At 69.5% G+C, this 476-nt stretch carries 1 protein-coding gene; it reads left to right on the plus strand.

Features of this window, described 5'->3' with window-relative positions; genetic code table 11:
- Positions 1 to 476: Ig domain-containing protein (locus tag ONA70_RS36465; RefSeq protein ID WP_265011019.1), on the plus strand; the 476-nt coding region annotated here is incomplete at both ends.

Here is a 476-nt window from a genome sequence, read left to right on the forward strand (position 1 = left end):
TCGGGTGCGCTGCCGGCCGGGCTGTCCCTGAACAGGGACACCGGTGCGATCACCGGTATCCCGACCGCGGAGGGCGCCAGCAAGTTCACCATCACCGCCCGCAACGGCGGGGTCGTTCCGGACGCGTCGATCAGCTACGACATGAAGGTGACTCCGTTCCTGGCACCGCCGCAGATCACCCTCACCGCCGCCGTCGAGCGCGGCACGCTGGCCCGGGGCGGATCCGTCGGCGTCTCAGTCTCCCTGCGCAATGACAGCCCTCAGCCGGTGTCGGGTGTGGTGTCACTGGCCGGTCCTGACTCGGTGGATGTCGACCCGGCCTCGGTGGAGTTCTCCGGGCTCGAATCCGGCAAGGCGGTGACCCGGTCGTTCCGGGTCAGCGCCAAACCTGATGCCGCGCTGGGCGAGGCCGTGCTGACGGCCTCTGCCCACGTGACCGGAGTACCGGTGACGCCGGTCCAGATTCCGCTGACGAT

It is taken from the genome of Micromonospora yasonensis (assembly GCF_026013475.1).
GTDB lineage: Bacteria > Actinomycetota > Actinomycetes > Mycobacteriales > Micromonosporaceae > Micromonospora > Micromonospora yasonensis.